We start from the raw sequence: 24,714 nt of genomic DNA, 5'->3' as shown, positions 1-24,714 counted from the left end.
CCAAACACATGTCTGCGGCTCTCATAGCAATATGGCCAATTCGTGTCACCTGGACGAGACTCACGAAGGCGTGTTGCGCCGGCTGGAGAAACGTGAGCGAGCCGGGCACGCAAAGCGCACCCGGCCCATCCTCCCTCTTAAAGGGACCGCCTAGAGGCGATAGAGAATCTGGTCGTTCCAGAACCGGTCGAGACGCTGAAGCAGCTTGTTCATCTCGGTGAATTCATTCTGGCCGATGCCGCCGACCTTCTGGATCGAACCGATATGACGTTCGTAGAGACGAGCAACCGTCTCGGCGATCTTCTGGCCTTCGTCCGTCAGGCTGATGCGAACGGAGCGGCGGTCGATGCGCGAGCGCTGGTGATTGATGAAGCCGAGATCGACCAGCTTCTTCACGTTGTAGGAAACGTTGGAGCCGAGATAGTAGCCACGCGAGCGCAACTCGCCGGCGGTCAACTCCGAATTGCCGATATTGAAGAGCAACAGCGCCTGAACGGCGTTGACGTCCGAACGACCCTGACGGTCGAACTCATCCTTGATGACGTCGAGCAGGCGACGGTGAAGCCGCTCGACGAGGTGAAGGGATTCGAGATAGAGCGAACGGATCGTCTCTTCCTGCGGGTCAAGCGTTGCCGCCTGCGGCTTGATCTTGGTGTTCATCGGTCTGCCTCACTGTTTGTTGTGGCGGCTGTTTTTTCTTCCCGCCTTGTGAGAGACCTTATCGAATGCCGATAAAATTCTATTTAAAACCTAGGCTTAACAGCACCTTACCGAGGCGTACTCTTTCATCACGGTAAATCAAACCTTATTCAGTTGCGGACGCTCCCGTCCTTCGAGCCAAATCGCGGCCCGGAAGATGATGTAGACGATCGCGACGACGCAGTGCATGACGATGACCAGGCGATTGACACCGTAGATGTCCGTCCAGAAACCGTACATGGCAATCTGCGTGCCCGCCGCAAGGACCCAGATCACGGGTCCCCAAGAGCCGGCAAGCCAGAGCCCGAGAGCGGCAACCGGGAAGACGACGGCGAGACTGGCGCTCGCGATCTGCCAGGGAACGGTCAGGAGATCAAAACGGCCATGGCCTCCTAGCGAATAGCCGACGAGCATCGCCCAGTACTGCAAGCCGAACCACAGGCACGTGACAGCGACGACCCGCAGAAAAACCAGGAAGAGCTTTCCCGTCAGTGTCGCTTGCGGAAGGTGTGAAGAATCATCGTCCATGCCGCGACAATAGGCGCGCTTCCAGTGCCTTGCCAGATGGGTGGTTCGGCTTTGGAAAGCGGGAGCCGCGTGATATGCACCGTTCCCAAGGACAGTGCACAAGGACGGTCACCATGAACAAGACTCATCTGGTCGACGACATTACCGGCCATCGGCGAATGCGCCGCAACCGAAAGGCAGACTGGGTACGTCGGCTGACGCAGGAAAATCGCCTGACTGTCGATGATCTGATCTGGCCGATCTTCGTTGTGCCGGGTTCGAATATCGTCGATCCCATTCCCGCCATGCCGGGCGTCAACCGTCTGAGCCTGGACAAGGCGGTCGAGGCGGCCAAGGAAGCGGCCGATCTCGGCATCCCGGCCCTCGCCACCTTCCCAAACATCGAGATGGAGTTGCGCGACGAAACGGGGTCCCAGATCCTTGAGGCCAACAATCTGATCAATCAGGTGACGGCGGCGATCAAGAAAGCCGTGCCCAATATCGGCATCATCACCGACGTCGCCCTTGATCCCTTCACCAGCCATGGCCATGACGGCATCCTCCGCGACAGCGAGATCGTCAACGACGAGACGGTCGACCAGATCGTCAGAGCTGCCGTAACGCAGGCGGACGCGGGTGCGGATATCATCGCGCCATCGGACATGATGGACGGTCGTGTCGGCGCCATCCGTCGCGGGCTGGATGCAGCCGGTCACCAGTCGGTCGGCATCATGTCGTATGCGACGAAGTTCGCCTCCGGCTTCTACGGGCCCTACCGTGAAGCCATATCGACCGGCGGGCTGCTCAAGGGGGACAAGAAGAGCTACTATATCGATCCGGCGAATGGCACCGAAGCGGTCCGTGATGCCGCTCTCGATGTCGAGGAAGGCGCTGATATGCTGATGGTCAAGCCCGGCCTGCCCTATCTCGACATATGCTGGCGCCTGAAGGAAGCATTCGGTCTACCGGTCTATGCCTACCAGGTGTCCGGAGAGTATTCCCAGATCAAGGCGGCCGCGGCCAACGGCTGGCTGGACGAAGAACGCGCGATGATGGAAACGCTGCTCTGTTTCAAGCGCGCCGGATGCGACGGCATCTTGACGTATTTCGCGCCGGCCGTGGCGCGCTTGCTGGCAAAATAGCGACGGAGCGGGGCTCGGGCATTGCGCGGACGCTGGCCACCCACCATATCGGAGAAAACCGAGAAGGAGATCGTGATGGCCCTCGACCCCAATCCTGCTTACGCCGCACCCGACGACTGGCGCGCCTATAGCGGAGTACTGTCGCGGCGCGTGTTCGCATTCATCATCGATTACATGATCGTCGCCCTGCTCTGGGTACCGGCGGCAGTGGTCGTGTTCTTTCTGGGCATTCTGACGCTGGGCCTCGGCTGGATGCTCTATCCAATACTCTTCTTCATCGTGGCGGGCCTCTACTTCGGCGTTTCCCTTGCCGGCCCATCGCAGGCGACAGCGGGCATGCGCGCGATGGGGATCGCGATGGTACGGCTCGACGGACGAAAGCTGGACTTCATCACGGCGATCGCGCATCTGGCTCTCTTCTGGATACTGAACTCCGTGCTGACGCCGCTGATCCTGCTGGCAGGTCTCTTCATCGAACGCTCCCGACTTGTTCATGACCTTTTGCTTGGAACGGCCATGGCGCGGACGTACTAGTCTTTTGTAGGGCGTACCGACCGCATCAAAAGTACCACGCCTGTAATGACACAGTTGACGTTTTGCTATCTTGCTCCATGGTATTGTCAGATCAGGCGCGATCCATGATGCCGACCGGAGCCCGATGAACACGCAAACGACGCTATCTCCGCAGTTCTACCTGACGGCACCAGCCACCTGCCCCTACCTGCCTGGCAAGATGGAGCGGAAGGTGTTTACGCATCTGATCGGTCCACGTGCCAACGAGATGAACGATCTGCTGACGCAGGGCGGATTCCGCCGGTCACAGAACATCGCCTACAGGCCGGCCTGCGAATTGTGTCGCGCCTGCGTGTCTGTCCGGATCCTCGCGGACGAGTTCGAACCGACGAAATCAATGCGCCGGGTGCTTGCCGACAACAGCGACCTGGTCTCCACGGTATACCCTGCGCAGCCCTCGACAGAGCAGTTCTCGCTGTTCCGTCGGTACCTCGACCACCGGCACCAAACGGGCGGCATGTCAGACATGTCGGCGCTCGATTATGCGATCATGGTCGAGGATACGCATGTGCAGACCCGGGTGATCGAATACCGGAAGCGCCGACCACAGGATTCCCCGATAGACCAGAAGGGCGAACTGGTTGCGGTTGCGCTGTCGGACATGATGGGCGACGGGCTGTCGATGGTCTATTCGTTCTTCGATCCGACCCTCACGAAGCGCTCCCTGGGGACGTATATGGTGCTCGATCACATCGAGCGGACCCGCAACCTCGGTCTGCCCCACGTTTACCTTGGATACTGGGTCAACGGCTCGCGGAAGATGGGCTACAAGACCCGCTTCTTGCCGCAAGAGCATCTCACCATGCAAGGATGGGAACGTTACCTTCCGGACGAGGCGATGGCCGACGGCGTCGAAGCGGGATAGCGCTCCAAAAACCTGATAGCTGCCCTTTGCTTAGGTGCGAATCACGTCCGCCACCGGCCGGCGTGGGGAGAAGGGAAGCACATCCGCATACCCGAACCGCAAGACGACATCGGGTCGGAGCCCCCTTAATCCGGCCGTCTCGGCGAGAGCGGGGCGAAGCTCCGCGACCTCCAAGGGCTGGTTGACGAAGGCCGTCTTCAGGCCGAGGGCAGTGGCCGCAAGGCAGAAGCGCTGGCAAGATCGTCCGACAGAAATCCAGCCCGCCGGGTCCGCCTGTTCCGCCGCCAAAACGGCGACGCCGGCGGAACTGTCCATCTGTCTGGCGTATTTGTCCGCCTCACCCGACTTTGTAAAAGCAAGGCGGAACGCGAGTGGCCCAAGCCATTCGGGAAGAGACGGATTTCCAGTCGTTGCCGAATAGAGCCCATCACCCGCCGCCATCGCATGGGAAGGGCTGAACCGGAGCCAATGCAACAACTCTCGGACGAAGGCAGGGTCGTCCATCTGCCGATTGTTCCCCTCTATGACGAGATCACGGACAAGGTTTATGCGCGAGCGGTCGGTCAGAAGCGAAAGACTGACGCCGTTGATCCGCGAAGCGCGTCCAAGCGTGGCGAGGCGTTCGGTACTGACGGCCGCACCGGAATAGACGGATCGCGTTGATTGCCGGAACGGGATGGCGGCAAAGAGCGCCTGGTCGAGCGGATCGATCGCCGCATTGTTATCCTCCAGGACAACCGATAGACCACCTGCCCCCTGATCCAGCAGATTTACCGTCGTCGCAAGACCACGACTTTCGATGGCAAGCAGGAGATTTTCCAGGGCGCAGCCGAGGCTCACATAGAGATGATGGTCATCCGGATCGACGACTGGAGTCCGGCGTTCAACGTCCGGAACGATATCTATCGTGTTTCCCTTGATTGAGAACAGCCAGGGCTGCGTATTGTGTCCGTTGGCAGCAAGGCAGGCGTAGCGGATAAAACCCGCCATGCCACTTCCGTCCAGGGGTGCTCGCAGAGCCGCCGCATAGTCGCTGTATCGCTGACCTTCACGGCTCGCCAAGACAGCCGTTCCACCCACTCCGAGCGCCAACACCCCAGCCGTTGCCGATAACAAAGCTCGTCTCGTCGGCATGTCCTGTCCTTTTGCCCGCATCGCGCAGCCAAAAATGCGCCGCCGCGAGACAGATCTCCATGACCTTGGTCAAATCGTGACCACACACGGCTTAGGACACCAATACGCCTATCTCAGCCGTCGAAACGGCCGCTGCGCGGAAAGCCTTTAGGAACGGCTCGCCCTGCCGAGGCACGGTCGCCCATCCATTCCAGCAGCTCATCTTTCGTCTTCGAGAACGTTCGACCGGCGGTGTCGATCCAATTGAGCCCATCGGCCATCGCGAAGCACTTCACGTCGGAGATGCCTCCGTCCTTGTAGCGCTGCAGGCGGACGCCCTTACCGCGGCTCATCTCGGGCATTTGCGTCAACGGGAACACCAGCAGCTTGCGGTTTTCACCGACGACCGCGACATGATCACCCGATACCGGCACGACGAGCTTCGTTTCGTCCGGCATGCCAACGTTCATGACCTGCTTGCCCTTGCGGGTGTTCGCGACGATCTCGCTTTCCGGCACAACGAAGCCGTTTCCGGCCGTCGATGCCATCAACAGCTTCCGGTTCGGGTCGTGGACGAAAGCCGTCAGCACGTCCTGATCGTTTTCCATGTCGACCATGATGCGCAACGGTTCGCCATGGCCGCGCCCTCCGGGCAGCTTGTCGCCGCCGAGCGTATAGACCTTGCCGCCTGTCGTCACGAGGATGATCTTGTCTGTGGTCTGGGCAGGGAATGCGACCTTCAGCGCGTCACCTTCCTTGAAGGTCAGGCTCGACGTGTCGGAGAGATGCCCTCTCAACGCCCGTATCCAGCCCTTTTCAGAGACGACAACGGTGATCGGTTCCTTTTCGATCATCGCCTGCTGGATAGCCTCGACGTCCGCCTCGGGCGCATCGGCAAAGGCGGTGCGGCGGCGGCCGAGTTCGGTCGCCTTGGCGTATTTCTTCTTCACTTCGCCGATTTCCCAGGAAATCGTCTGCCATTGCTTGGCATCCGAGGCGAGCAGCGACTCGATCTCCGCCTTTTCCGCGGACAATTCGTCGTGCTCCTTGCGGATTTCGAACTCCTCGAGCTTGCGCAAATTGCGCAGCCGCATGTTGAGGATCGCTTCAGCCTGTACGTCGGTCAGATCCCATTTCGCGATCATGACGGGCTTCGGCTCATCTTCCTCGCGGATGATACGGATCACCTCGTCGAGGTTCAGGTAGGCGATCAGCAGGCCGCCGAGGATTTCGAGGCGGCGATCGATCGCAGCAAGGCGGAACCTTGAACGACGGATCAACACGTCCTTGCGGTGACCGAGCCATTCGACGAGCACGTCGCGAAGGCCCATGACCTTCGGCACTTTGCCCTGGGAAAGAACGTTCATGTTCAGCGGAATGCGGCTTTCGAGCTCGGACAGCCGGAACAGCGATTCCATCAGGAGTGTCGCGTCGACCGTTCGGCTCTTCGGAACCAGGACGACACGCACGTCTTCGGCCGACTCGTCGCGGATATCCTCCAGCAGCGGCAGCTTGCGAGCGATCAGAAGCTCGGCAATCTTTTCGATCAGGCGCGATTTCTGAACCTGGAAAGGAATCTGCGTGATGACGATCTGGTAGCCACCGCGGCCGAGATCTTCGACCTCCCATTTCGCCCGCACGCGGAAACCACCGCGACCGGTGCGGTAGGTCTCGAGCATGCTCTGGCGGCTCTCGATGATTACGCCGCCCGTCGGGAAGTCCGGTCCCTCGATACCGCCACGCTGCGGGTTTGCGGGGTCGAACAAGAGTTCCTCAACCGGCGCGTCCGGGTTCTTGATCAGATGAAGCGCGGCGTCGCAGATCTCATGCACATTGTGCGGCGGAATAGAGGTAGCCATGCCGACGGCGATGCCTGACGCGCCGTTCGCCAGTAGGTTCGGGAATGCACCAGGAAGAACGACGGGTTCGTCGTCTTCCTCGTTATAGGTAGGCCGGAAATCGACGGCGTCCTGGTCGATACCTTCCAGAAGAAGCGCGGCAACGTCGGTCATGCGCGCTTCGGTGTAACGATAGGCTGCAGCGGCGTCGCCATCGATATTGCCGAAATTGCCCTGACCGTCGACGACAGGGTAGCGCTGCGAGAAATCCTGCGCCAGGCGCACCAGCGCATCGTAGACGGACTGGTCGCCGTGCGGGTGGAACTTACCGATGACGTCGCCGACAATACGCGCGCATTTCTTGAAAGCGGAGTTGGGCCGGATGCCCATCTCGCTCATGGCATGAATGATGCGTCGGTGAACCGGCTTCAAGCCGTCACGAACGTCCGGAAGCGCCCGGTGCATGATGGTCGACAGAGCATAGGCCAGATAGCGCTCTTCCAGCGCGGCCCGCAGATCGATCGGCTCGATATTGTCTCCGCCCTCGCCCGGCGGTTCAAGGTTTTTTCCCATGATTCCTGCCTAGCCGAGAAGCCTTCCGACGGCAAGAAAATCGACCAAACGCCCTGTGGATGAAGGATGTACCAGACGTCAAAGCCACAATGGCGGCACGATGGGGTGATTTCAAAAGCGGTGGAAGTCGACAAGCAGCCAGTATATTGCTTGCGCCAGATAGAACAGCTCAGCCGATCAACAGAGGACAGCCCTATGATCCGTGCACCAAAAGTCACCGCCCTGCTTGCAAGCGTCGCGCTTGTTGGAAGCCTTTCACCCGCATTTGCGCTGGACGGACAGGATCTGCTGAACAAGATCAATGCGATCTACGGTCCCGATGGAGGGACGGTGAAGGCCCAGTCCGTCGAGGTTGACGGCAGCAATGTGGTCCTCAAGGGCGTCAGCATCACCCCGGTCGGACCGGACGCAAAGCCGCTTGATATCGGTGAGCTGACCCTCCAGGACGTAACAGAAGAGGATGGGGGTGCCTATCACATAGGCCTGCTCGAGTTTCCGGACATCGATATGACGCAGGACAAGGCGTCCATCAAGGTCAGCGATCTCTACCTTTCGGGAATATGGATCCCCGGCGACGTGACGACGGGCGACATCAATTCGCTCCCCATCTACGAGGAAGCCCATAGCGGTCCGATCTCCATCAGCGTCGACGGCAAGGAGGTGTTCTCCATGCAGGGAGCTACCGGCACAATGGAAACCAGCGAGGACGAGACGACGTTGTCCTTCGCGGGTGACATCACGGGCATCAAGGCTGACCTCTCCACGGTGGAGGACGCCAAGGCCAAGGAAACCATTCAAGCCCTGGGACTGGAGTCCATCGACGGCAACGTTACCATGGCCGGCAGCTGGGAAGTGCCGACGGGCACGATCGAAGTCGAAGAATACGCCTTCGAGTTCGCCAATATCGGCACCCTGAATCTCGCTTTCAGCCTGTCGGGCTACACGATGGACCTGATCAAGCAGTTGCAGGAAACCTCGCGACAGATGCAGTCGCAGCCTGGCAACGAACAGGCACAGCAGGCGGCGGGCCTCGCCATGTTGGGCCTGATGCAGCAAATGTCCTTCAACAGCGCTGAAATCAGCTTCGATGATGACGGCATCACAAAGCGCGGGCTGGACTTTGCCGGCAAACAGCAGGGCACCAGCGGGGAACAGATGGCGCAGATGGTCAAGGCCATGGTTCCGGTGCTGCTTGGACAATTCAAGCTCGCCGAACTGCAGGCGACAGTACCGGCAGCCGTAAATACCTATGTCGACGATCCGCAGAACCTGACGATCAGCCTGGCACCGGAAAAGCCTGTCCCCTTCCCGATGATCATGGGTGCCGGCATGGGTGCGCCTGAGACGCTTCCGAAATTGCTCGGCGTTACCGTCACGGCAAACGAGGAATAAAAAGCCGCCATTCCGGTTGCGCCCCGCGGGAGCTTTCATTGCCCGTCCTGCGGGGCGCTCCTCTCGATCGACGGTGCGACGCCGAAGCCGGAAACCTCGACTTGACCCACACGTGGAAGGCGTTAAACCGAAGCGGCAAGCGCCCACGAATGGATGAAATATGCTCTCCTGGCTCAACCGGCCCGTCGAAATCGAAGAAAAGTTGCGCGGCCGGAATTTCGTTCCCGCGCACGCAGCCTACTATAGGCAGAAATCCGGCAATCCACTCAGCCTTATCCTGCAGGCACGTACCGATTTTCTTTCGGTCTGGCGCAAGCGTGACTATACCGACCACGTCGCGTCGAACAAACTCCTCGGACGGCAGCTTGTCGTCGTCAATTCGCCGGATGCGATCAGATATGTCGTGGCAAAGCGCCATGAGAATTTCGAGCGGAAGAGCCCACAGATGCGGAGGGCTCTGGAGTATCTACTGGGCGACGGGCTGTTCATTTCGGATGGCGAGACCTGGAAGCAGCGACGCTCGCTCGTCAATGACATCGTCCACAAGAACCGCGTGCCCGCCTTTGGTCCCGTCATGGAGCAGACGGCCGGAGAACTTGTGCAGAGATGGTCCTCTCTCGGTGCCGGCGCGAACGTGAACGTCCTGCACGAGATGGCGGGCCTGACGGCGGAAATCATCTCCCGCAGCGTCTTCGGCAACAATCTCGGCAAGGACAGTGCCGACGCGGTGACTGACAGTTTCACCAGCTATCAGGCGCTGATCGATTCCATCAACATCGGCTACTTTTTGGGATTCGACGAAGGTCTGCCGGTGTTGCGAACTCCTTCTCTCCGCCGGTCGGTCAAACGCATTCACCAGATCATCGACAAGGTTGTGGAAGATCACCTTGCGGGTCGAGGCGACCATAACTCAATGGTCGAGTTGCTGATCCGCCGGCAGCAGAAGAACCCCGAACTCAACCTGGACATGGTGGCGCTGCGAAACGAGGCCGCGACCATTTTCATGGCCGGTCACGAGACGACGGCCGCGACGCTGACCTGGGCCTGGTACCTGCTCTCCAAGGCGCGTTGGGTTGAGAAGGAAATCCATGCGGAGATCAAGCGGGTCTGCGGAAAACGCGCGCCGACGATCGATGATGTTCCGCAACTTGAATGGTGCCGCGCCGTGATCGAGGAGACGCTTCGTCTCTATCCGCCGGTGCCGATCCTTGCCCGTCAGACGAAGGAGGCGGACCGCATCGGCGACATCGACGTCAAGCCCGCTTCGCTGGTCCTGATCGTGCCGTGGATCCTGCACCGCACGGCCAGCCTCTTCGAAAAGCCGCATCATTTCCTGCCGCAACGCTTCCTCGACGGTAAAAGGCCAATCCCCTACAGCTATGTGCCGTTCGCGGCGGGTCCCCGCGTATGTCCCGGGTTGCAGTTCGGGCTCACGGAAGCGATCCTGTGCCTTGCCATACTCGCGCAACGCTTCGTCGTCAGGGTTCCCCACGAGCACAAGGTTGAACCCCAGTGCCGTCTGACGCTGCGGCCGAAGGGCGGGCTGCCGGTTACCCTGCATCCCCGTCGATAAAGGACGTCCCATGGCAGACGAGAAGACCCCGAAGACCATAGATCTCGCCAAGCGCAAGGCCTGGGTCTACGAGAAGGAAGCCGCTCCGGGTCTGGCAGACCTTTTCGCCGGCGGCGAACGTTCCGGCCGGTTCTTCCGCTACTGGGTCTCCGATAATGTCTGGAACGCACTGCATCTCATCGGGCATTTCGGCCTCAAGCTTCTGCCGATGGACGCCTGCTCCGCCTTCGGAGCAAAGCTCGGCGTCTATGCGATCCCGCGTTTTCACAAATCGGCTGAGAAACGGGCGCGCGCGACGATCGCCAAGCTGCGTCCTGACCTCTCCAAAGCCGACCAGGACAAGCTGTTTGTCGAGAACTGCCGGACCCAAGGCCGTTTGATGACGGAATTTTCCGTGGTCAACCGACTGGCAAACCATCCCGAACGGATCGAGGTGCATCACCTCGAATGGGTAACCGAGGCAGCCAAACGCGGTCCTGTCATCTTTGTCGGCATGCATCTGGGAAACTGGGAGATCGGCCCGCTTGTGCTGCAGCGCGCCGGTCTCGTCCCCTATATCAATTACACGCCTCCACCGGGGCGTGCCAAGGCGTGGATCTCGGAACGCGTGCGCCGGAAGAATGGCCTCAACTTTTTGCCGCCGGGCCTGGAGGGGATTCGGCCGGCCGTGCGTGTTCTCAAGAGCGGCGGCATCGTCTCGGCTTTCTGCGATGAGGGCGTGAACGGCAAAATCCGTGGACCTCTGTTCGGGCGAAAACCGCATCTGGAAGGAAATCTGGCGATGACGATCCGTCTCGCGCGGATGACCGGCGCGACGATCTGCCCGTGGTACAATCTGCGGACAGACGGCTTCCGTTTCGTCTGCCGAGCCCTGCCCCCGATCACGCTTCCGCCAGAACAGAAATCCGGGGAGCGCCTGCTGGAGGACATCCAGTTGCTGAACGATGCGATCGAGGCCGTGATCCGGCAACACCTGGATCAATGGTTCTTCCTCGACAACGCGCTGCCGAAGGGCTGACAGCAAAAAGCCCCGCGAAGCAGATGCTTTGCAGGGCTTTTCGAATGCTTCACAGCAGGACGTGTCAGTCCTTCTTCTGCGGCGGGATTACCCGCAGCGCCAGTTCGCGCAGCTGTGTCGGCGTCGCTTCCGAAGGCGCGTTCATCAGGAGGTCCTGGGCCTGCTGGTTCATCGGGAACAGCGAGATTTCACGCAGGTTCTTGGCGCCGACCAGCAGCATGACCACGCGGTCGATGCCGAAGGCGCAACCGCCGTGCGGAGGTGCGCCGTACTGGAAGGCACGATACATGCCTCCGAAGCGCTCCTCGACATCGGCCTGCGACAGACCGACCTTTTCGAACGCCTTCACCATCAGTTCCGGCGATTGGTTACGGATCGAGCCCGAGGCGATCTCGAAGCCGTTGCACACCGCGTCGTACTGATAGGCCTTGAGGCTCAGCGGATCTTCAGTCGTCAACGCTTCAAGGCCGCCCTGCGGCATAGAGAAGGGGTTGTGAGCGAAATCGATCTTCTTCTCTTCCTCGCTCCATTCGTAGAACGGGAAGTCGACGATCCAGCACATTTCAAAGCGGTCGCGGTCAACGAGGTTCAGTTCCTCGCCGGCGCGCGTGCGGGCTTCGCCCGCGAACTTGTAGAACTTAGAGGGTTCGCCAGCGACGAAGAAGCAAGCATCGCCCGCGTCCAGCCCGAGTTGCTGGCGGATCGCCTCCGTACGCTCCTCGCCGATATTCTTGGCGAGCGGACCGGAGCCGCCGACCTTGCCCTCTTCTTCCTTCCAGAAGATGTAGCCGAGGCCGGGCTGGCCCTGCTGCTGGGCCCATGCGTTCATACGGTCGCAGAACGCGCGCGAACCGCCGGTCTTGGCGGGGATCGCCCAGATCTCGACTTTCGGGTTCGCTGCAATCATTCCGGCGAAGACCTTGAAGCCCGAGTCGCGAAAGTGCTCGGTCACACCTTCCATGACGATCGGGTTGCGCAGATCCGGCTTGTCGGAGCCGTACTTGCGGATCGCGACGTCGTAGGGAATGCGCGGCCATTCCTTGGTAACCGGCTTGCCGTCGGCGAACTTCTCGAACACCGCCGTCATCATCGGCTCCATCGTGTTCCAGACGTCTTCCTGGGTAACGAAGCTCATCTCGACGTCGAGCTGGTAGAATTCGCCGGGAAGACGGTCGGCGCGCGGGTCCTCGTCGCGGAAGCACGGCGCGATCTGGAAATAACGGTCGAAGCCGGCAACCATCAAGAGCTGCTTGTACTGTTGCGGGGCCTGCGGCAGGGCGAAGAACTTGCCCTGATGGATACGCGAGGGCACGAGGAAGTCGCGCGCGCCTTCCGGAGAAGATGCCGTCAGGATCGGCGTGGAATATTCCGCAAAGCCGGCATCGGCCATGCCGGAGCGCATCGCGGCGATGATCTGCGTGCGCTTGACGATGTTCCGGTGGAGCGTCTCACGACGCAGGTCGAGGAAGCGGTACTTGAGGCGCACGTCTTCCGGATAATCGGGCTCACCGAAGACCGGCAGAGGCAATTCCTTGGCGGCCGAGAGAACCTCGATCTCCTGAGCATAGAGTTCAATCTCGCCGGTCGCCATGTTCTTGTTGACCGTGTCTTCAGAACGCGCCTTCACCAGACCATCGATGCGAATGACCCATTCGCCACGTACGGCTTCAGCCGTCTTGAAGGCCGGGCTGTCCGGATCAGCGACCACCTGCGTGATGCCGTAGTGGTCCCGAAGATCGATGAACAACACGCCGCCATGGTCGCGAACGCGGTGAACCCAGCCGGACAGGCGGACGGTGGAGCCGACATCGGACTTGCGAAGGGCGGCGCAGGTGTGGCTGCGGTAACGGTGCATGGTTTTATCCTGCATATTTCTTGATGGTGATCCGGCAAGGGCACGGATTCTCAGACTTTAAATCGCGCGGACAAACGCATGGTGCGTCCCGTTTGTCAATCCTGAAGACCTCGCCCGACCGCCCTGCCTCCCCAACCGGCCTCGCGGGCGGCACCTCGCCGCAACCTAACGAGACAATTGTCTCATATGATGTTGACGAATGATTTTCCCAGCGATAGAAGCTGCCACAAAATGAGACTTAAGTCTCACAAATGAGCAGGTCGGCAAATCCGAGACGTGTTTAGTGAAGATTTAGGAAGCCACCATGACGTGCAGCGACTACAGGAGCGCCGTCGCGGCTGATGGCGGTGCGCCCGCCGGTCGGCAGTATCGCCGCCTGCGACCGAACGAGACAACCCGAGACAGGGACCGGAACCTTCGCGCCGCGCGCGGAGGCGGTGCTTGCGCCCCCTGACGAACGGCGACCTCGGGACGATTGAGAACAATACACCTCTCCGCCTCTTGGCGGCGGGATGGCGGAGCCGTGCCGAGAGGGCGTGGTGAAGGATTGGATCGAAAGGCCGCCCGGGTCGAGCCCGCAGGACGGTCAGGACTGGAGAAAGAAATGTCATCGAATGCCACCGCAAGCGACCTCCTCATTGTTGATTCCAGCACCGCCATGTTGTGGCACACCTCGACAACCGCCCTCCAAGACGGAGGCTGGATCACGTCATGGACGGTCGAAGGTGAGGACACGACCGCGCTCTATCAACAGCGCTTCGCTGCTGGAGGCGCACCCGTTGGAGAGCGCGTCACCGTTTCCGCCGGCCATTTCGAATATATCGAGGGCGCGAAGGCCACGACGCTTAGCGACGGCGGCTGGGTGCTGACCTGGAGCGCTTCGCTGGACGACCAGACCTCCGAAATCTACCAGCAGCGCTTTTCGGCGGACGGCGTCGCCATCGGCTCGGCAGCACAAATAAACACGTTCACGGCCGACGAGCAGTATTCCCCCGAGGTCACGGCCCTGGCGGATGGCGGATGGGTCGTGCTGTGGCACTCCTACGGCCAGCCCGACGGCGATGGTATCGATATTGCGATGCAACGTTTCGATGCCTCCGGTCATGCCGTTGGCACCGAGAGCCGCGTCAACACAACCACAGCCGGCGCCCAATACGCTCCGACGATCACCGCTTTGCCCGATGGTGGCTGGGTTGTGACCTATAAGCATGCCGGCATGTCGCTGGACATCTATCAGCAGCGTTTCGATAGCAGCGGGCGAGCATCCGGCGGAGAAATCAATATCACCGCTGGCTCCAACGGATCTTTCGGCGAACCGTCGGTCACTGCACTCAGCGACGGCGGATGGGTCGTGTCATGGGGATTGAATGCCAATGATGAAACACCGGACGGCATATATTTCCAGCGCTACGACCGTCATGGCGAGGCCGTTGGCGAGGAGGTTCTCGCCAACAGCGCGTCGTCAGGATACATCACATCCTCGGTATGCGCCCTGCCGGACGGAGGCTGGATCGTAGTATGGGCTGGCCAGGATAGCGACGGTGTGCCTGGACATTTCCAGCAGCGGTTCGGCGCTGACGGTCAGAAAGTGGGAACAGAAACCTCCGTGCTGAGCCAGCCAGGCGTCAGTCAAATGGTACGGGGCTCAACTACGACGCTGGCGGACGGCACGTGGATCGTGACGTGGATCACCCATCAAGCCAACGGAAGCTACCAACTCCAGCAACGCCATTTCGCGCCTGATATCGAAGGCGACGGCCTTAGCAACGTGCTGACGGGATCGGCATGGGACGAAACTATCATCGGTCACGGCGGCAACGACCAGTTGAATGGCGGCGCAGGTGCCGACACTTTGATCGGTGGCGCCGGCAACGATCTGTATATCGTCGACAACAGCGGTGACCGCGTCCAGGAACTGGCCAATCAGGGCGTCGACAAGGTCCATTCCTCTATCAGCTTCAGCCTGGCAGCCCTTGGCTCGGTGGAGAATCTGACGCTGACCGGCAGTTCCGCCATCAACGGCACCGGCAACGCTCTTGCCAATACGATCACCGGGAATAATGCGGCAAACACCCTCAACGGCGGCGCCGGAAACGACGTCCTCAAGGGCGGCGGCGGCAACGACAAGCTGATCGGCGGAACCGGTAACGACACCATGGCTGGGGGAACCGGAAACGACACCTACTATGTCGATTCCTCCCGCGACGTGATCCAGGAGGCTAGCGGACAGGGTTCCGACAAGGTCATCTCCACTGTCTCCTACTCCATCGCCAAGCTCGGCAATGTCGAGAACATCTCGCTTTCCGGTTCGGCCAATATCAGCGCCACCGGAAATGCGCTCGCCAACACCATCACCGGCAACAGCGGAAACAACAAGCTGTCGGGCGGAGCCGGAAACGACAAGATCAGCGGCGGGGCCGGAAACGACACGCTCTACGGCCAAAGCGGCAACGACAAGCTCTCCGGCGGAACCGGCACAGACCGCTTCGTCTTCCGCAACAGCGAGGGCAAGGACAGGATCACCGACTTCGATGCCATCGGATCGGACCACGACATCCTCGACCTCTCGGCCGTCTCCGCCATCACAAGCTATTCCGACCTCAAGGCAAACCACATGCATCAGGTCGGAAGCAATGTCGTGATCGACATCACCTCGGGTCACTCCATCACCCTCGAACACGTCTCCATCAAGAACCTCAATGCGGGAGACTTCCTGTTCTGAGACCGATTTGGTCGAGGTTCATACTCTCCCCCGCGAACCCTCGACCAATGCGCCCCGGACAGATGCACACCTGTTCGGGGCGCAAGGAAATCACCCTGCTGCGCGATGAAGCCAGGGTCGCTTCGAGTTCGCCGCATATCTTTTTTTGAGACTTACGTCTCACGAACGCATTGACCTTATCACGCCCTGCATGTAGGGGAACATTTAATGAGACATAAGTCTCATAAATATGAATCGTAATTGGCGCGGCAAGGCCGAATGGGCCGGAGATCTTTTGGAGGGATTGATGTCGACATTTTCAACAGCGGGCGACGAAACACTCGTCAATACGGATACCGATCGCGCCCAGTACCTTCCAAAGATGACCGCTCTCTCCGATGGTGGCTGGGTCACAACGTGGATGGGTTGGGACGACAGCGGCTTTGGCATTCATCAACAGCGCTACGACGCCAGGGGCAATGCCCGCGGCGCCGAACAGATCGTCAACAGCACCACGTCGAGCTTCCAGGAAGACGCGTCTGTCGCCGCATTGAACGACGGCGGTTGGGTTGTCACGTTTACCCACTACGGAACATGGCACGAGATACGCCAGCAACGCTATGACGCAAACGGTCACCCAGTTGGTACGGAGACGCTCGTCTCCAACGGCTCATCCGATCAGGATTACTCGGTGGTCGCCGGACTGGCCGATGGTGGATGGATTGTAACCTGGTTCGGTCAAGGTGGGTCGAACGGACAGGAAGTCTTCCAACAGCGCTTTGACGCCAACGGCGGTAAAATCGGCTCGATCAACATCGTCAACAGCTACCATGCCGGCACTCAGGCGTTTCCGGCGGTAACCGGGCTCGCCGACGGGGGGTGGGTCATTGCCTGGGAATCTTTTAGTCAGGACGGCGACAGCAGCGGCGTATACCAACAACGCTACAATGCTTCAGGCCAGCGCGTCGGCGACGAAATACAGGTCAACAGCACCACAGACGACAACCAATCCGCCGCTGCAGTGACGGCGCTGGCAGACGGCGGATGGATTGTTACCTGGCACTCCACCGACCCAGTTCACGGCGGAACCGACGTCTATTTCCAACGCTACACTGAGGCCGGCCTCGAAGAAGGCGGCGAAACCCGGGTGAACATGTCTGCCCCGGCTTGCAACGTTACGCCCAGGTGGCGGCAACAAGCGACGGCGGATGGGTGGTTGTGTGGCAATCCACCGCTAATGCCAACGATGACGGCATCGACATCTACCAACAACGCTACGATGCTTTCGGACGAACCGTCGGCTCAGAAGAGAAGGTCAACGCCGTTCACGCCAATGCTCAGGAACTTCCGGTGGTAACGGCATTGTCCGACGGAAGCTGGGTCGTCACCTGGAGCTCCGACACTGGAGGCACGGGCGACTACGATATCGTCCAACGTCATTTTGCTCCGGACATCCTTGGCAGCGCCCAAAGCGAGACGCTGCGCGGAACGAACTGGGACGAAAAGATTATGGGCTACGCCGGCAACGACACGCTGTCCGGCGGCAGCGGCAATGACACAATTTATGGCGGAACGGGGAACGATACCTATTACGTCAACAGCAGTGGCGACAAGGTTCTCGAATACGCCAATCAGGGCACGGATACGGTTCGTTCGACGATCAGCTACAGCCTAGCCAATGCGGGCGCGACGGAGAACCTTGTCCTGACAGGGTCGTCGGCCATCAACGGCACCGGCAACGCTCTTGCCAATACGATCACCGGGAATAATGCGGCAAACACCCTCAACGGCGGCGCCGGAAACGACGTCCTCAAGAGCGGCGGCGGCAACGACAAGCTGATCGGCGGTACCGGTAACGACACCATGGCTGGGGGAACCGGAAACGACACCTACTATGTCGATTCCTCCCGCGACGTGATCCAGGAGGCGAGCGGACAGGGAACCGACAAGGTCATCTCCACCGCCTCCTACTCCATCGCCAAGCTCGGCAATGTCGAGCACATCTCGCTTTCCGGCTCAGCCAATATCAGCGCCACCGGAAATGCGCTCGCCAACACCATCACCGGCAACAGCGGAAACAACAAGCTGTCGGGCGGAGCCGGAAACGACAAGATCAGTGGCGGGGCCGGAAACGACACGCTCTACGGCCAAAGCGGAAACGACATCCTTACAGGCGGAACCGGCACAGACCGCTTCGTCTTCCGCAACAGCGAGGGCAAGGACAAGATCACCGACTTCGATGCCATCGGATCGGACCACGACATCCTCGACCTCTCGGCCGTCTCCGCCATCACCAGCTATTCCGACCTCAAGGCAAACCACATGCATCAGGTCGGAAGCAATGTCGTGATCGACATCACCTCGGGTCATTCCATCACCCTCGAACACATCTCCATCAAGAACCTCGATGCCGGAGACTTCATTTTTTGAACCCAATGCAAAGCGGAATCCGGAACCGTACCGGCTACGGCCTGCGATTTGAAAAGGGATAAGGAGCAAAATCATGACCACGCTTGCAACCGGCAGCGCGGAAACACGCGTCAACACATTCACCTCGGGCGCGCAGACCTGGCCGGCCGTCACCGGCCTCGCCGATGGTGGCTGGATCGTAACATGGTCCTCCGAGAGCCAGGACGGCTCGAGCTACGGGACTTACCAGCAACACTACGGCGCCAATGGTCAGCCGATCGGTGGGGAAACGCTGATCAACACCTCGACCATCGGCAGCCAGCAGGAAACCAGCGTCTTCGCGCTGGACGACGGCGGCTGGATCGTCACCTGGGCCGGCCGCGACGCGCAGAACTTTGGCGAGGTCTACCAGCAGCGCTTTGACGCAGACGGCCGGAAGGTCGGCACGGAAACCCTGGTCAACGAGTTCGGCACCGGTGACCAGCGTACGCCGGTGGTCGCGACCCTCGCGGATGGCGGGTGGATTGTCGCCTGGGAGAGCCCGGAGGTCGACGGCTCGTCCTCGGGCGTTTCGATGCAGAGGTACGACGCCTCGGGCAACAAGGTCGGCGGCGAGACGATCGCCAACACCACCCGTGCAGGTCACCAGTATTCGCCGACCGTGACCGGTCTTGCGGATGGTGGCTGGGTCGTCAGCTGGGTCGGCGCGGGAGACACCTCCTACGACGTGTTTCAACAGCGTTTCGGATCCGACGGCGAGCACATCGGAACCGAAACCCGCATCAATATCGGAACGGAACGGACGCAGTTCATTCCCACCACCATCGCGCTTGGAGACGGAGGCTGGCTCGTCACCTGGACATCCGACGACGGCACCGAAGGCTACAATGTCTATCAGCAGCGTTACGCCGCCGACGGGAGCACCGACGGAGCGCAACTCACGGTCAACTCGACGATTGCCGGCGACCAGTTCAACTCCAGCGCCGTGGCCCTTGCCGATGGCGGCTGGGTGGTCGCCTGGCAGAACAAGCCGAGCGACGATGCGAGCAACGACGTTTATATGCAGCGATACGATGCCGAGGGACGTGCGGTCGGCTCGGAGACGCTTATCAGCGTCACCACAGCGAACGCCCAGTATTCGCCCGTCCTCTCCGCTCTATCGGACGGAAGCTGGGTCGTATCGTGGGTGTCGTTCGGGCAAGACGGCTCGTCCTATGGGATCTATCAGCGCCATTTTGCACCGGATATTCGCGGTAGCGGCCAGAGCGAGAGCCTGCGCGGTACCGATTGGGATGAGACGATTGTCGGCTATGGCGGCAACGACGTGCTGGACGGTCGCGGCGGCGACGACACCCTGATCGGTGGCTACGGCAATGATACCTATGTCATCAATTCGGCCGGTGATGTCATTCGCGAGATGGTCGGACAGGGCACTGACACCGTGAAAAGCTCGATAAGCTTCAACCTCACCGGCAAAGGTTCGGTCGAGCGTCTATCCCTTACCGGCAGCGGGAAGATCGACGGCACCGGCAATGCGTTGGACAATGTTATCACCGGCAATGGTAACGACAACAGGCTTTACGGCCTCGACGGCAAGGACGTTCTCAACGGCGGCGCCGGCAACGATACGCTGAACGGCGGCAAGGGAGCCGACACCATGGCCGGCGGGACCGGCAACGACACCTATTATGTCGACACCACCGCCGACGTCATCAAGGAAAGCAACGGCCAGGGAACCGACAAGATCATCTCCACCGTCTCCTACTCCATCGCCAAGCTCGGCAATGTCGAGCACATCTCGCTTTCCGGCTCAGCCAATATCAGCGCCACCGGCAATGCGCTCGCCAACACCATCACCGGCAACAGCGGAAACAACAAGCTGTCGGGCGGAGCCGGAAACGACAAGATCAGCGGCGGGGCCGGAAACGACACGCTCTACGGCCAAAGCGGCAACGACAAGCTCTCCGGCGGAACCGGCACAGACCGCTTCGTCTTCCGCAACAGCGAGGGCAAGGACAGGATCACCGACTTCGATGCCACCGGATCGGACCACGACATCCTCGACCTCTCGGCCGTCTCCGCCATCACAAGCTATTCCGACCTCAAGGCAAACCACATGCATCAGGTCGGAAGCAGTGTCGTGATCGACATCACCTCGGGTCACTCCATCACCCTCGAACACGTCTCCATCAAGAACCTCGATGCCGGAGACTTTCTGTTCTGACACCGATTTGGTCGAGGTTCATACTCTCCCCCGCGAACCCTCGACCAATGCGCCCCGGACAGATGCACACCTGTCCGGGGCGTGCATAGACGGCACCGTTCGCCGTGCGCCCTCGCACGCCATTAATCCGATGTTCGCATAAGCGCGGGGGCGACCGCGAAAGGAACCTGGAAAATTCTCGGCTCGCCGAAACACCAATTGACACACATGATGAATTGATGATACGTGCAGTGACATTAATTTACGTCGTTAGGAGTCGGCAGTGTCACAGACCCGCAAATATACGAGCCCCCTTCGCGAACAGCAGACCACCGAGACCCGCGAAAAAATCCTCAATGCGACGATGAATCTGTTGGAGCGGAGCCCACATGCCGATTTCTCGATGGATGACATCGCCAAGACTGCAGGCGTTGAACGGCGGACGGTGTTCCGTCACTTCTCAAACAAGGACGCGCTACTCGACGAGCTATGGGTCCACATCAACGACCAGCTAGAGGCGCAGGCCCGGCCATCCTCGCTTGAGGAATTAGCATCCGGGCCGAAGACCACCTTCCCGGCCTTCGACAAACATGAGGGCATCATCCGCGCTAGTTTGCACACGCCTGCTGGGCAAGCAATGCGGCTCCGCTCGGTTGACGCGCGTCGTGCAGCCTTCCATGACTGCCTCAAGGATCGGATTGAAGGCGCAAGCGCGGAAGACGCCGCGAAAATTGAAGCGCTAGTCCACCTCCTCTACAGCGCCAGCGCCTGGGAGACGCTCAAGGATTATGCCGGCATCGATGGTCAAAAGGCGGGAGAAGCCGCGTCCTGGGCAATTGAAACCCTCATCAATACCGCAAGGGGCGAAACGCCCATCAAGGAGAAATGAACATGTCTGCAACTTTCGTAAGCCCGGATAGCGCGGAGACCCTGTGGGTCGTCCGCGACAAGGTCCGTTTCATGGGCGATGTCGAAGGAAAAAACCTCTCAGTTCTTGAAGTGATGGTGCCGCCGGGTTCCGGAACACCTCCGCATATGCATGACTCCGCCGAGATTTTCCGCGTTCTCGACGGCGAGATCACCTTCGGCCTCTTCGACACTCTGCCGCCGCGCCACATCGTCGCCGGCCCGGGCAGCGTCGTCACCATCGGCTCAGGCGAACCGCACAATTATGTCAACACGGGAGGCAGGCCGGCGGAAATGCTGGTGATCGTCGATACCGCGATGAAACAGTTCTTCAAAGATCTCGGCCGCGTCGAGGAGCCCGAATATGGTCCACCGAGCGCCGCCGAAATCGCGCAAGTGCAAGAAGCCTGCGCCCGCCACGGCATATCGATGCTCGGCTGAACGGGCGCCGATCGGGAAATGCGAGTGAGGCCCCATGATCGCCAAAAACTATCTCTTTGGCCCCGGCCCCGCATTCGGGTCACCGTCGGACAAGACACCGCAACCGTCCTGCCCGGCCATGGGCGGCATTTCATTTGCCGTACAGTGGGACAGAGGCTGTCATTCGACAATAGGAAGAAGATTTGACCTTTCGTTTTCGATCGCCATGGCGGATCGCAACGACTGGGCCGACGCCGCGCCTCTCCAACTGCCGCCTCTCGTCCACCAGCCTGCCCGGCGGGTCCACCTGCGTTTCTATCCGCGCGACGGATCTATCTTCATCAATGATGTGTATGTGATCCGTGGCGTGGGTGGCCGGCTACTCAAATATTTCGCGGACGAACTACTCAGCACCGGTCGCCGCGAGTTCCTCAACCGCGAACTACGCCGAGCCAAAAGCCTGCAACTACCGGAATTCAAAGACAATCTTGAAACCCGGCTGGCGCTGCTCATGCGTCGGCTAGAAGAAAAGAAGGGTCCGGTACGTATCCACAGACCAGCGCGCGGCTGCATCCGTCTTCATTTCGACGCTATCCCTGTCGTTGTGGTCGTTCACGAGACGTAAACGACTTTGTTGCGTTTCGCGTTGAGTTCAAAGGCACACAGTCCTACACTTTTTTCCGCGCTTGACCTCTCGAATTACCGCCGCGCGCGGAGGAGGTTCGGACTCGTGCCGCATTCCACTATTTCCCGATATACTGTCATCCGTCCTTTCGCTCATACTCCCGTTTAGCACCGCCGGCATCCTGATCGGTACGATAGCGGCGCAGGCTGTGACACCATCAGGCGCGGAAACGATCGCGTCATCGGCGGAAGCGGATCGGACCACGACCTTGTCGACCTGTCAGGAGCATTTGTTCCATGCAATACGATGGTCAATCCGGCACAAGCAGCCTCGCTAGGTCCAGCGGCGTTGTTACGGGGACTCCGATCCTTTCGCTATCGCTTTCGATCTTCTTGTCGATAAAGAGATGCGCATAGCCGTGCGCATATGACCAGACAAGATGCTCGACCGAAAGCCGGCCGGCCGGCGTGTCCAGTCCGAGGCGGACCACCGCCGGGCGGCAGATGTCGCTCAGCACGTCACGGGCAGCCTGCCCCGCCTCGCCGAGGACAGGATCCTCCCAGTCGAGCCGGGTCTTGTCGAACATAAGCCTGAACAGGTGGGGCTGCAACCGGGCGAAGGCGAGGTATCCCTCCAAGGCGGCGCGCAGTTGCTCGGCTGGCCCGCCGGGCGAAGCCTGCATCGCCGTCAACATCGACTGCCGAAAGCCGCGAAACCCTTCGGCGGCCAGCGCCGTCAGCAGATGGCGCAAAGTCGAGAAATGGTGCTCTGGCGCCGCGTGCGAAACGCCGACGCGCGCGGCGATCTTGCGTAGTGACAGGCCTTCGGATCCCAGCTCCTCGATCATCGACAGGCCGGCTTCCACAAGCGCCTTCCTGAGGTCTCCGTGATGATACGCCTTCCGCCGGGTCATGGGTCTTCTTAATCCGCCTGCAGGCCGCTGTCAAAAGCGATCTTGACATTGCCAAGTTTTGCCTCATCTTTATCTTGTCACCGTCAAGATGAGGATGCGATGTTCGAAACTCTCTTTTCCCTCGCAAGCACCGCAGCCATGATCGGTTGGGTCGCCCTGATCCTTTTGCCCCGGTGGCCGATGCTGATCGCGGGGCTCCGCTTCGGCCTGATCGGCGCGCTCAGCCTCACCTATGCGGTGCTCATCTTCGTCTACTTCTTTCGGATCGAGGGTGGCGGTTTCGGCTCCATCGCCGAAGTGAGGGCGCTGTTTCTAAGCGACGGCGGCCTGGTCGCGGGATGGGTGCACTATCTGGCGTTCGATCTGTTCATCGGAACCTGGATCGCGGTCGAAGCCGACCGGCGCGGCTACAACCGGCTGCTCCAGGTTCCAATGCTGATCGGCACATTCATGTTCGGGCCGATCGGACTTCTCCTGTTCTACATCACCCGCGTCACCGAGATGGTGCTCGCGCGTCAGAGGACCTGACCCATGACGCTCTTTATTGATGGACCCCAATCTCTGGCGCAGTCAGCCAGCGCCCCCCCAGGCAGATCCTCGACGCCGGAACACATTCTGACCGTTGCCATCGGCTTCCAGCTGGCGCTTGCCTTCCCCAGCATCTTAGCCTTCTTGTTGGACGAGCGGCTGTTAAACGACATCAGCGTGTGGGTAAAACCGCTCAAGTTCCAGGCTTCGCTGGTCGTGATGCTTGCAACACTATTGCTCCTGCTGCCGGGGATCGACGCGACAGCCCGACACGGTCGAGGCCTTCTCGCAGCGGCGTTGACCGCGGCAGTGACGTCCACCGGGGAAATCGTTTACATAACATTTCAGGCCGCGCGCGGGCGGGCGTCGCACTTCAACTTCGACACGGATGCGGAACGGCTCGCCTACAGTCTCATGGGCTTCGGCGCGGCTTTTCTCGTCCTATCGAGCTTGGTTGTCGGGCTTTATCTCCTGCTTCGACCCGCGCCCGGAACAGGAACAGGCCTAAGACTGGGAGGCGGCTGGGGCCTCATACTCGGCAGCGTGTTGACGCTTGTCACCGCCTTCACGCTCGGCAGCGGCCAGATCGACGGACCAGGCCATTGGGTTGGCGGTGTCCGAAGCGATGCGGGCGGGCTTTTCCTGTTCGGATGGTCGCGTACCGGCGGCGACCTGAGGGTGCCGCACTTCTTCGCCACGCATATCATGCAGGCCCTGCCCATTCTGGGACTGTTCCTCGATCGAACCGCCCCCGCGATGGCAAGGCCGGGAATTGTTGCCGGCGCGATTGCCAGCGTCGTCGTCGTCGCGCTGACGTTTTTTCAGGCCATCGACGGGCAGCCGTTTCTCTGACGGGTTAAG

At 60.3% G+C, this 24,714-nt stretch carries 21 protein-coding genes; 15 read left to right on the top strand and 6 right to left on the bottom strand.

Annotated features, from left to right (window positions below):
• Nucleotides 1-150 precede the first annotated feature (150 nt).
• Nucleotides 151-660 (bottom strand): winged helix DNA-binding protein, encoded by a 510-nt coding sequence (locus tag J5J09_RS08355; protein WP_208549195.1) that lies wholly within the window; start codon nucleotides 658-660, stop codon nucleotides 151-153.
• 138 nt (nucleotides 661-798) lie between these two features.
• Nucleotides 799-1,227 (bottom strand): DUF6163 family protein, encoded by a 429-nt coding sequence (locus tag J5J09_RS08350; protein ID WP_208549194.1) that lies wholly within the window; start codon nucleotides 1,225-1,227, stop codon nucleotides 799-801.
• A gap of 113 nt (nucleotides 1,228-1,340) precedes the next feature.
• Between J5J09_RS08350 and hemB the strand changes: the two genes are divergently transcribed.
• From hemB to J5J09_RS08335, 3 genes are all read left to right on the top strand, one after another.
• Nucleotides 1,341-2,348 (top strand): porphobilinogen synthase, encoded by a 1,008-nt coding sequence (gene hemB, locus J5J09_RS08345; protein WP_208549193.1) that lies wholly within the window; start codon nucleotides 1,341-1,343, stop codon nucleotides 2,346-2,348.
• Between the two features lie 75 nt (nucleotides 2,349-2,423).
• Complete coding sequence (locus J5J09_RS08340; protein WP_208549192.1) at nucleotides 2,424-2,882, top strand: RDD family protein; 459 nt, start codon at nucleotides 2,424-2,426, stop codon at nucleotides 2,880-2,882.
• Nucleotides 2,883-3,006: 124 nt separating this feature from the next.
• Entirely contained in the window at nucleotides 3,007-3,786 is a 780-nt protein-coding gene (locus J5J09_RS08335) for an arginyltransferase (protein WP_208549191.1), read from the top strand.
• Between the two features lie 30 nt (nucleotides 3,787-3,816).
• Here J5J09_RS08335 and J5J09_RS08330 read toward each other — a convergent pair whose 3' ends face one another.
• Nucleotides 3,817-4,776, bottom strand: coding sequence for a nitroreductase family protein (locus J5J09_RS08330; protein ID WP_246745809.1), 960 nt, complete (start codon nucleotides 4,774-4,776; stop codon nucleotides 3,817-3,819).
• A gap of 257 nt (nucleotides 4,777-5,033) precedes the next feature.
• Entirely contained in the window at nucleotides 5,034-7,310 is a 2,277-nt protein-coding gene (gene parC / locus J5J09_RS08325) for a DNA topoisomerase IV subunit A (RefSeq protein ID WP_208549189.1), read from the bottom strand.
• A 195-nt stretch (nucleotides 7,311-7,505) separates the two neighbouring features.
• Between parC and J5J09_RS08320 the strand changes: the two genes are divergently transcribed.
• The 3 genes from J5J09_RS08320 to J5J09_RS08310 all read left to right on the top strand — a co-directional run bounded on the left by J5J09_RS08320 (nucleotide 7,506) and on the right by J5J09_RS08310 (nucleotide 11,293).
• On the top strand, nucleotides 7,506-8,702 hold the full coding sequence (locus tag J5J09_RS08320) for a hypothetical protein (RefSeq protein ID WP_208549188.1): 1,197 nt from the start codon (nucleotides 7,506-7,508) through the stop codon (nucleotides 8,700-8,702).
• A gap of 160 nt (nucleotides 8,703-8,862) precedes the next feature.
• Entirely contained in the window at nucleotides 8,863-10,275 is a 1,413-nt protein-coding gene (locus tag J5J09_RS08315) for a cytochrome P450 (RefSeq protein WP_208549187.1), read from the top strand.
• Nucleotides 10,276-10,285: 10 nt separating this feature from the next.
• Nucleotides 10,286-11,293 (top strand): lipid A biosynthesis lauroyl acyltransferase, encoded by a 1,008-nt coding sequence (locus J5J09_RS08310; protein ID WP_208549186.1) that lies wholly within the window; start codon nucleotides 10,286-10,288, stop codon nucleotides 11,291-11,293.
• A 64-nt stretch (nucleotides 11,294-11,357) separates the two neighbouring features.
• Here the strand turns inward: J5J09_RS08310 and aspS are convergent, their stop codons facing one another.
• A complete protein-coding gene (gene aspS / locus J5J09_RS08305) occupies nucleotides 11,358-13,148 on the bottom strand; it encodes an aspartate--tRNA ligase (RefSeq protein WP_208549185.1) in 1,791 nt (596 codons plus the stop codon).
• 604 nt (nucleotides 13,149-13,752) lie between these two features.
• Between aspS and J5J09_RS08300 the strand changes: the two genes are divergently transcribed.
• From J5J09_RS08300 to J5J09_RS08275, 7 genes are all read left to right on the top strand, one after another.
• The gene (locus tag J5J09_RS08300) at nucleotides 13,753-15,870 is read left to right on the top strand and encodes a calcium-binding protein (RefSeq protein ID WP_208549184.1); all 2,118 of its coding nucleotides are present in this window, start codon (nucleotides 13,753-13,755) and stop codon (nucleotides 15,868-15,870) included.
• 286 nt (nucleotides 15,871-16,156) lie between these two features.
• A complete protein-coding gene (locus tag J5J09_RS22840; RefSeq protein ID WP_246745808.1) occupies nucleotides 16,157-17,206 on the top strand; it encodes a hypothetical protein in 1,050 nt (349 codons plus the stop codon).
• A gap of 152 nt (nucleotides 17,207-17,358) precedes the next feature.
• Nucleotides 17,359-18,279 carry a calcium-binding protein gene (locus J5J09_RS08295; RefSeq protein ID WP_246745938.1) on the top strand — a complete coding sequence of 307 codons (921 nt, stop codon included), beginning with the start codon at nucleotides 17,359-17,361 and terminating at the stop codon, nucleotides 18,277-18,279.
• A gap of 73 nt (nucleotides 18,280-18,352) precedes the next feature.
• Nucleotides 18,353-20,482: a calcium-binding protein gene (locus J5J09_RS08290; RefSeq protein ID WP_208549182.1), complete on the top strand. Its 2,130-nt coding sequence runs from the start codon at nucleotides 18,353-18,355 to the stop codon at nucleotides 20,480-20,482.
• 262 nt (nucleotides 20,483-20,744) lie between these two features.
• The gene (locus tag J5J09_RS08285; RefSeq protein ID WP_348646428.1) at nucleotides 20,745-21,350 is read left to right on the top strand and encodes a TetR/AcrR family transcriptional regulator; all 606 of its coding nucleotides are present in this window, start codon (nucleotides 20,745-20,747) and stop codon (nucleotides 21,348-21,350) included.
• Between the two features lie 2 nt (nucleotides 21,351-21,352).
• Nucleotides 21,353-21,808, top strand: a complete 456-nt coding sequence (locus J5J09_RS08280; RefSeq protein WP_208549181.1) for a cupin domain-containing protein — start codon at nucleotides 21,353-21,355, stop codon at nucleotides 21,806-21,808.
• A gap of 205 nt (nucleotides 21,809-22,013) precedes the next feature.
• The gene (locus J5J09_RS08275) at nucleotides 22,014-22,412 is read left to right on the top strand and encodes a hypothetical protein (protein ID WP_208549180.1); all 399 of its coding nucleotides are present in this window, start codon (nucleotides 22,014-22,016) and stop codon (nucleotides 22,410-22,412) included.
• Nucleotides 22,413-22,722: 310 nt separating this feature from the next.
• Here J5J09_RS08275 and J5J09_RS08270 read toward each other — a convergent pair whose 3' ends face one another.
• The gene (locus tag J5J09_RS08270) at nucleotides 22,723-23,325 is read right to left on the bottom strand and encodes a TetR/AcrR family transcriptional regulator (RefSeq protein WP_208549179.1); all 603 of its coding nucleotides are present in this window, start codon (nucleotides 23,323-23,325) and stop codon (nucleotides 22,723-22,725) included.
• Between the two features lie 99 nt (nucleotides 23,326-23,424).
• Between J5J09_RS08270 and J5J09_RS08265 the strand changes: the two genes are divergently transcribed.
• Both J5J09_RS08265 and J5J09_RS08260 read left to right on the top strand, forming a co-directional pair.
• Complete coding sequence (locus J5J09_RS08265; protein WP_208549178.1) at nucleotides 23,425-23,853, top strand: ABA4-like family protein; 429 nt, start codon at nucleotides 23,425-23,427, stop codon at nucleotides 23,851-23,853.
• 3 nt (nucleotides 23,854-23,856) lie between these two features.
• Nucleotides 23,857-24,705, top strand: coding sequence for a hypothetical protein (locus J5J09_RS08260; protein ID WP_208549177.1), 849 nt, complete (start codon nucleotides 23,857-23,859; stop codon nucleotides 24,703-24,705).
• The last annotated feature ends 9 nt before the right edge of the window (nucleotides 24,706-24,714 follow it).

Origin of the sequence: Ciceribacter sp. L1K22, from assembly GCF_017599385.1 — a bacterium.
Lineage (GTDB): Bacteria > Pseudomonadota > Alphaproteobacteria > Rhizobiales > Rhizobiaceae > Allorhizobium.
Note: the sequence above shows the minus strand (reverse complement) of the source record. Positions and strands in the feature narration are given on the sequence as shown.